Source organism: Gemmatimonadota bacterium, from assembly GCA_026705765.1.
Classification (GTDB): Bacteria; Latescibacterota; UBA2968; order UBA2968; family UBA2968; genus VXRD01.
Map to the genome: position 1 here is coordinate 1 of JAPPAB010000052.1, position 8500 is coordinate 8500.

Below are 8500 nucleotides of genomic sequence, written 5' to 3' on the forward strand. Positions count from 1 at the left end.
AGCACGCTAAAATTGACTGGAACAGGGTATCCAATTCAAAAAACAGACCTGTCTCAACCTGATAGACAACAGGCTGCTTGTGCTCTTCTGTTTGAAAAAGATGCATGTCGCATTTTTGAATGCACAGCATAGTACACTCCTCAAAATAGAGATGAATCACTCAGATGGATCAAAATCGTCCCAATCGTCATCATTATCAGGGAAAGGCACGAGGGGAACGGTAAAAGAATAAGGGGCGCAGCCGCCAATTTCAAAACTATTCCCAGTTTGATACATAAGAATGCTACCTTCTTGATCTATAGCTCCATTGATCAAAGTCAACTTGCGTCGTGTTGCCATGTTACCCTCCTTTAATGGAAAAAACCTACGACATAACTGTTTGCCCTTTTCATATTGCAAGATCCGTGCCTAAAATCGTCTCAAAATAAAAAAAGCACTTGAGTATGCTCAAGTGATTGAAAAACAACGAGATAAAATTAAAAAATAATTTATGCTAAATTTGGGAAATTCTGGCGCAAGTGCATACAGTTGGATGCACTTCTAAATTTCTTATTTAAAGAAAATTAGCATAACTATCTGAATTATATAAGGATAGACGGGTGCATACAGTTGGATGCACTACTGCATACAGTTGGATGCACCTGTTCAACGTCTATTTCAACCCCAAACGATTGATCTTTTTTTGTAGGCCAGCACGCGTTATCCCCAGTTCTTTAGCTGTATGCGTAATATTGCCCTCGCATTTTTCGAGGGCATCCATAATCAACCGTTTCTCATATTCCCGAACACGATCTTGTAAACGCTTTTGATATTCGACAGAGACACCTGATACCGCGTGACCGACAGCTTCTGAAAACAAATCGGACGTGATTTCACCACCTTCTTCCGACAATGCCACAGCCAGTCGAACCTTATTTTCCAACTCGCGCACATTGCCCGGCCAGTCATAACTTGTGAGTGCCCTGATCGCACCCACTGTCAGCCCACCAACCGACTTGTTTGAATCTTCTTTTACTCGGGTGAGCAGATGTTCGGCCAATAACGGCACATCTGCCATGCGTTCTCGCAAAGGCGGCATATCGATCTGAATCCCATGCAACCGATAATACAAATCTTCGCGGAAAGAACCTTCTTCAACTTCCTGTTTTAAGTCTCGATTAGTCGCTGCAATAATGCGGACATCCACAGCGCGATCCTCTGTTTCTCCCATGCGCCGAATCTCTCCTTCTTGCAATACCCGCAACAAACTCCTCTGCAACTGTGGTGGGGCATCTCCGATTTCATCTAAAAAGACTGTGCCCCCATCGGCAGCCTCAAAAATCCCCTTATGATCTTCAGTCGCTCCTGTAAATGCGCCTTTTTTGTACCCAAACAACTCGCTCTGCAACAACTCTGGTGAGAGTGCCGCGCAATTTTGCGACAAAAATCGCTGATCTTTGCGTCTGCTATTGTAGTGTATGGCACGCGCAGCCAATTCTTTGCCCGTACCTGTCTCTCCTTGCACAAGCACGGATATATCACTTTGTGAAGCGCGTTCGATAAGATAGTAGATCGTCTGCATGACATCACTTTGCCCGACCAGATCGCCAAGCTTATGCCGTCTTTCGACCTCCTGCTGCCAATATTGTGCTTTTTCTTTCAGTTGTTCGTACATTCTCGCATTGACCAGTGCCATCCCCACCAGATTTGCAAAAGCCTGCAAAAACGTCTGATCAGCTTCAGAAAAGGCGTTGCCCATGCCGCGATGATCCACATATAGCGCACCTATCACACCTTCATTCAGATGGAATACGGGCACAGACAATACAGACCGAATGTTGTAGTCCATCACGCTTTGATACCGATTGAATCTATCATCTACCTGTGCATCAATGCTCAAAACGGGTTTATTTGTTTCAATAATCCGACGAATAATACCCCGGCTCAATTCTTCTGCATCATCTGCTTCTACATTGTGGTAGCGCACGGCATCAATCACAAAGCCTTTTGGCGTATCATTTTTAATCGCAACAACTACGCGCTCCGCTGAATAAACAGCTAACAAATTACCCAAAGTCCGATCTAATAACACTTTGACATCGCGCTCTGTGGTCAATTCCCGGCTCATATCATAAAGCAATTCCCAGCGTTCGACAGGCAACGTATTGACTGAAATTTCAGAGCTAAGTGCGGCGACATCCTTGCCGTGACCATTTTTGTCGCGAGATAATTGATTTAATAACATCTGTGTTTTCTTTACAAAATAGGACATTTCCATTTCTTCAAACGCCTGTTTTGCCGCTTCGAGATACTCCGTAGCTCTTGCCATATCATCGCGCTGGAGATAAAATTCTCCCGCCATCAGCAGCGCACGCGCCCAGTGGTCGCCTTTGGACTCTCTTCGGCATTCAATAGCCTGATCAAACGCTTCTTCCGCCTCGGCTATCCGCGCTGCTTGAGCGAAAGCAACACCAATACCACAATACACTAGAGGCAATATGCCCGTGTACATACCCGATATTTGCTGCGTACCCTCACTGGCTTTTTCTGCCCATTCAAGTGCTGTTTCTGTATCTCCTATTCTCGCAGTAGCCGTTGCTGCAATCGCATAAGCGCGATAGACATAATCTTTTCGCGATGTTTCCAAAAATCGCTCCACCGAAGTCTCGGCATATTCCAATGCCTCTGAAAAATCATCGCGTTCCAGAGCCAATTCTCCCAAATAGAGGAAATTCATTGCCTCCCAGTACAAAAGCCCTCGCTTCCGCCACTCACTAATAACTTCATGACAAACGGCTTCTGCTCGATTGAAATCACCCAGATAAAAATAAACTCTTTGAAGTAAATTGAGTGCCCTAATACGATAGTGTTCAAGTCCCAATTTCTGAGATGTCCTGACAGCCGCTTTTAGATGTTCTTTGGCTGTCTCAAATCGAAATTCCACCAATGCAACCACACCTTCTCGCACTTGTACAATAGCCTTGTTCTGGGCTTCTTCTAAAGCACGATGTTTCTCTATTTCTCGATACATATATGCAATAGCTTCTTTGTGCCGCCCAGACACATCGCACAAATGAGCTAAACTACTCAATACCTGAATCTCGCCGTCGAGATCATCTAATTCTCGATAAAGTCGCAATGCCTCCAGCATATATTTTTCTGCTATTCCCCCATGTTGTAGTACGCTGTGAATAATGCCTTCATTCCACAAAATACGCGCTTTTAAGTCTTTCCGATTATCGGGCAATAACGCCTGTGCCTCGTCTAAAAGCTCCAGTGCCCTATTGTGCTGACTACAGCAACGTAAAACGTTTGCGTAATCGCATAAAAAAACGATCGCATCTGCTTGTGATTCAAAGGCGTCATCAGTTGCCCAGTCCTGCACAGTCTCAAACCTCATTCTTGCCTGGCGATAGGCCTGTACCTCCAATGCTTTTTTGCCTGCTCGGCGCATATATTTCACAGCCTTATCTTGTTCTTCTGCCGCTGCAAAATGATCCGCCAATTCTTCTGTCAATTCTTTTGCGTCTTCAGTCTTTTCCAAAGCATTGCCAATTTCTCGGTGTAACAGGCGACGCCGTACATCTTGCATGCGGTCGTAAATTGCACGCCGACACAATTCCTGCGAGAATCGATAGCTATCTTCAGTTTCTCCACAAGCAGTCAAAAGCCCTTCCGCAATCAGGTCGTCCAGTACATCCAGCAATTCCAAATCGTCACCGCGCCAAATCGCAGCCAATAATTCAAAAGAAAAATCACTTGGAAAAACACAGGCATATTCCAGTACCCGCTGTTGCACCGCAGGAAGGGTAGCTATGCGTCTGTGCAGAATCTCTGAAATATCATCGGACAACAGGGTTTCGGGAAATTCTCCCCATTGCCAATCACCAAATACATTTTGCTGAACCAGATCGGCATTCACCAGTGTTCTCACTGCCTCTACGACAAACAGGGGTTGCCCACCCGTTTCTCTGAACAGGGCTTGCAATGCATCCTCCGGTATGGATCGCTCGCCCAGCATCGACGCCGCTAAATATCCCGACGCTTCTTGTGATAGATTCTTCAACTGAATATGAGTCGCCCCAGCAAATTCATTGCTGTGTATAAAATTCTCAATTTCCTCTGGAAGGGATTCCAGGTTGGACCATCGACAGGTCAGGCATAACAAAAACGGACAGGGTTCAGGATCGCGCAACACATACTGCAAAAACTCCAATGTCAATTCATCAAGCCACTGAATATTTTCTAAACACAACACAACGGGCTGTTTCTGCCGCAGAGTTTTTAATAACTGCAACCAGCGTTCCATAACAGAAAATTTGTCCGATTCTACAGGATCGGGTGGCTCTGCTATAGAATCCACCGTCCCTTGAAATGCACTGATCAACGTACCGTATATTTGTCCGCCTTCTTCCTGGCTCGCACCTTTCAGACACAGAAAATCGTGGATCAAAGCATCGCCCAATAGTTCCTCAATTAGTCTCGTTTTTCCCACACCGGACTCACCGGAGATCAGAACTACGCGCTGTTTGCCAGCCTGTACATCCTGCAGCATAGCGCGTAATGTCTTCATTTCGGACTCGCGCCCCACAAATTGCGGACGCATAACTTTTCTATGTATATCGCGTTGCTCGTCATCGGGTAGCACAACCCCCGAGGGTAAGGCGCGCATGAGTTCTTCTGCCGACTGATAGCGATCAACAGGCTCCTTTGCCAGCAACTTCAACACAATTTGTTGTATCTCATCAGGAACAGCGATATTGATTTCGCCCATTGAGGGCGGTATCTCTCGAATGTGCTTCATAATAACAGATATTGGATTTTGTCCCGAAAATGGCGGTGTGCCCATGAGCATCTCGTATAAGATCACGCCCAATGAGTACAGATCTGACCGATGATCCACCCACAACCCTTTACCCTGTTCTGGCGACATATATTCTGCCGTACCAATGGCTGTGCCGGCCTGCGTAATGGAAACGCTATGCAGATATCTGAGTTTCGCCAGTCCCATGTCCAGGATGGTGGTTTCGATCCCCACTTCTGTTTCCAATACCATAATATTGGATGGTTTGAGATCGCGATGTACCGCACCCTGCGTGTGGATATATGCCAGTCCCTCGGCTATTTGTTGTATCAGGGGAAAAAAGTGAGACGCCCGGAATTGTCCCAACAGTACACGATCGGCAATTATTTTTTCCAATGTCTTTCCGGGCAAATATTCCATTGTAAAATAGGGACGCTCTTTGGCAAAGCCCCAGGTGTGTGTGCGTACCAGGCGCGGATGCTGGAATCGGTTCAACACCTGAAATTCTCTGTGAAAACGGCGATGTACAGCCTTCTGATCCACCATGGTGTTCAAAATTTTGAGCGCACATTCCCGGTCTTGCTTCAGGTCCAACACCCGATAGACTTCGCCCATGCCTCCAGTTCCCAGGTGCGCCTGAATCTGGTATCTTTTGTCGAGAATCGTTCCGTTTTCAAACATACACGTTATTTTTCAGGTATAGAAATACATACGTGTGTAAGAGAGTGGCTACGCCAATACTTCGTGTCTCTTATTGGCGTAGCCTTGGCGGCACGTAGCAAGTTATTATAACGTGTATAAAAAATTAAAAAATCTATGAAAAAACAAATGCTTATGTGCATAATTGTACAAAAATTATGCTTTTGTTCTACAAGATTTGCGTTGAACACATTGCAATTACTATACCATCCGATTGATTTATCAATCTACGTAATCTAAATCAGGTCCTGTGTCGCATAATACCGTTTGAGCCGGGCTAACAGGAACCATTGTAAAAAAATAAAACAGATAAACAGGATCGGCACTTCATAGGTCGGCATCAAGTCGGGATACAAGACACGCATCAGACTGGTGAAACCACCGATTCCAATACCCAAAATCATGAGCAGTAACCCAAGAGGGATACTCCACCGATATCCCCGCATTCTTTGAAATTCATACAGGTCATATTTGACTTGCAACCACTGAAATATCGGTATCAGAACCACTACCCATCCAAAAACGCGAAGTATTCCCAGAGAAATATTTCCTTCAGATACAAACCCAACCTTTGCTCCAGATAGGATGCCCAGAACGCCCAACACTATAATAGATGTGGCAATAAAAGAGATATTTTGCACCAACAAACCGCAATACTGAATCCGCATCCGCTGGGTGCGAGAAAGCGGATACACATACCCTCTTTTTAAGAAAAAAGCAGGAAAAAAAATAAACATATAAATGCCGAAGCACACAGAAAACGATATATTAATGGCGATCTTAGGATCTAACTGGTTAAAATAAAAGATCATGTGATAAATCATTTTCGAGACGGTCTCAAAATCGTAAGGAGATTGACCCAACAACCCGAAGAAACGCGTCTCCATGCCGAGAAAACAGAATACCATTACCAATGCTGCGCTAAACGCGGAAAAAGGCCATTTCCACCCACCCAAACCAAAATTTTCATACTGGCCCGCACGTAGCCAGTTGAAGATGCCTGTACCGATGTGATCGAGATGCCATACCCCGGTACCCTTGCGCATCTTCATTGCATTCTTTTGAATCTGCCGGGTTTGAGGATCAAAACCCGAGTAGAATGAACCAACGAAAAAAGAAAATGGCCTACTGCGAAAAGCTGTCTGGTTAAAGGCGAAATAATGAGTTCCAATTGTGATGGCGAATGCGATGAGAGCCAATCCCAACTTTTGTTGTTCTCCAAAAGCGAGGACCTCTTGCCACAAATAGGCTAATGCCAACACCAATAATGAGAGGGGGACTCGACACTTGTAAATCAACCCGGGGCGATTCGTATCTAAACTCCACCCCCCAAAAAGGGTAAATCCCAAACAATAGAGGCACATATTCAGGAGCAAAATCGTTGACCAGGACGCATTGAGGGGTGCATAAGTCAGCACAATCGTCCACACTACAACGGAAAATAGTCCGATAATTATCGACCAGATCATCAGACGCTTGCGAAAATGTGGCAGGATCCATGTGAGCATCCGATGCTGGTTCTCTCCTACAATATCGCCGATAATCCCACCGTAAAGTTCAATAAAGAAAAATAAAAAGAATACAGAGAACTGATGTGCGTGGGAAGCCAACGCGTTTTGGAAGAGAAACCAGCCTACACAAGAGGCGATGATAATGTAAACAGGGCTTCGCCAGAAAGTGAAGAACGGAAGAATACCCATTACGAATCCTCCCGTATCAGGATGGGAAATAGCTGGTCAAGGTTCAGGGACTGACTGGTGATGTCAGCTTGATATGTCTGCTTGAATTGATCTGCATTGCCCAGTGTCTGATTGACGATCAGTTGTGCTTGTACCCCGTTTACAGTTTGCGACAGGATATAAGGTTCAGAAAATTGCTGGGGTAGATTGTTTCCTGTGACTGTCCACTTTGCGTAGGTCTGGTGCAGATCGTCCAGCGACTTGTCGGCTTTGATTGTCCCTTCGTCGAGGCATACGACCCAATCTACTATTTTTTCGATGTCCCGCAGAATGTGGGAGGAGATCACGATTGTGTTTTCGTCTTCAGCCAGAAGTGTCATTAGAAATTTCAACAATGTCTCCCGGGCAATGGGGTCCAGGCCACTGACTGGCTCATCTAAGATCAATAATTCGGGATGATGACATACTGCCAGTATGATTCCCAATTTTTGCATGTTCCCCGAAGACAAATTGCCCACGCGTGCGGATGTTTCCAGTTCGAGTTCGCGCAGCAGATGCGCTTCCAGGTCGTGGTCCCATATTTCGTAAAATGAGGACACGTAGCGCAGATGTTGTTTGACGGTCATCCATTCAAAAAAGCGGTTTTCCTGGTGTACCACGCCTATGCGCGAGAGTTCATTTGCTCCCAACTGGTCGCACGCGCGTCCCAGTGTTTTACACGTGCCCTCTGTGGGCAAATACAGGCCGATCATGTGCTGGATCAAGGTGGTTTTGCCCCCGCCATTGCGTCCGATCAATCCAATTACGCGATGCGCCCCAAGAGAGAGCGTTACAGAGTTGAGCGCTGTGGTGTCACCGAATTTTTTGGTCAGTGATGTGGCTTCAAATACAGATGTCTGATCAGGTATCATGATTATCTTCCTCCAGGGTATCTAAGATGGAGATGAAAAGATCTACGACTTCCGCCCGATCTACCCCCAACTGCCGAACCATTGTTGCCAATTGTGTGAGTTGTGGTTTGAGTTGTTCCAGTTTTTCGGCGTGTACGATCTGATCTTGTAGTGGTTTTATAGTTAAGGGGCGCCCGCGCCGCCGCTCGACCAATCCTTCTGCTTCCAATAAGCTATACGCTTTGCTCACTGTCATTGGGTTGAGTCCCAGTTGTCCCGATAATGCGCGGGTCGAGGGTAGTTCGTCTCCCGGCGCGAGTAGCCCGCTGACTACGTGGAATTTCACCTGGTCGATAATTTGGCGAAAAACGGGTATGCCATTGTGGTGGTCAATCGAGATCAACATGAGGCAATCCTCTCAATAGGTGAATTACTGTATTACTAATATA

The 8500-nt window shown here is 45.8% G+C and carries 5 protein-coding genes; all 5 read right to left on the reverse strand.

Translation table 11 applies throughout. From position 1 onward, the window contains the following. Window positions 1-156: 156 nt before the first annotated feature. The 5 genes from OXH16_06305 to OXH16_06325 all read right to left on the reverse strand — a co-directional run bounded on the left by OXH16_06305 (window position 157) and on the right by OXH16_06325 (window position 8457). Window positions 157-339 (reverse strand): hypothetical protein, encoded by a 183-nt coding sequence (locus tag OXH16_06305; GenBank protein ID MCY3680989.1) that lies wholly within the window; start codon window positions 337-339, stop codon window positions 157-159. Window positions 340-652: 313 nt separating this feature from the next. Next, window positions 653-5464, reverse strand: a complete 4812-nt coding sequence (locus OXH16_06310; GenBank protein MCY3680990.1) for a sigma 54-interacting transcriptional regulator — start codon at window positions 5462-5464, stop codon at window positions 653-655. 254 nt (window positions 5465-5718) lie between these two features. Beyond that, entirely contained in the window at window positions 5719-7182 is a 1464-nt protein-coding gene (locus OXH16_06315) for a hypothetical protein (GenBank protein ID MCY3680991.1), read from the reverse strand. Further along, entirely contained in the window at window positions 7182-8072 is an 891-nt protein-coding gene (locus OXH16_06320; GenBank protein MCY3680992.1) for an ABC transporter ATP-binding protein, read from the reverse strand. Before OXH16_06320 ends, OXH16_06315 begins: the two co-directional genes overlap by 1 nt. Further along, window positions 8062-8457: a GntR family transcriptional regulator gene (locus OXH16_06325; GenBank protein ID MCY3680993.1), complete on the reverse strand. Its 396-nt coding sequence runs from the start codon at window positions 8455-8457 to the stop codon at window positions 8062-8064. The genes OXH16_06320 and OXH16_06325 overlap by 11 nt, the downstream gene beginning before the upstream one ends. Between the last annotated feature and the right edge of the window lie 43 nt (window positions 8458-8500).

Excerpts from the sequence above, each read along its gene's own strand:
- OXH16_06305 (MCY3680989.1), bottom strand. The coding sequence starts at position 339 with ATGGCAACACGACGCAAGTTGACTTTGATCAATGGAGCTATAGATCAA.
- OXH16_06310 (MCY3680990.1), bottom strand. The coding sequence starts at position 5,464 with ATGTTTGAAAACGGAACGATTCTCGACAAAAGATACCAGATTCAGGCG.
- OXH16_06315 (MCY3680991.1), bottom strand. The coding sequence starts at position 7,182 with ATGGGTATTCTTCCGTTCTTCACTTTCTGGCGAAGCCCTGTTTACATT.
- OXH16_06320 (MCY3680992.1), bottom strand. The coding sequence starts at position 8,072 with ATGATACCTGATCAGACATCTGTATTTGAAGCCACATCACTGACCAAA.
- OXH16_06325 (MCY3680993.1), bottom strand. The coding sequence starts at position 8,457 with ATGTTGATCTCGATTGACCACCACAATGGCATACCCGTTTTTCGCCAA.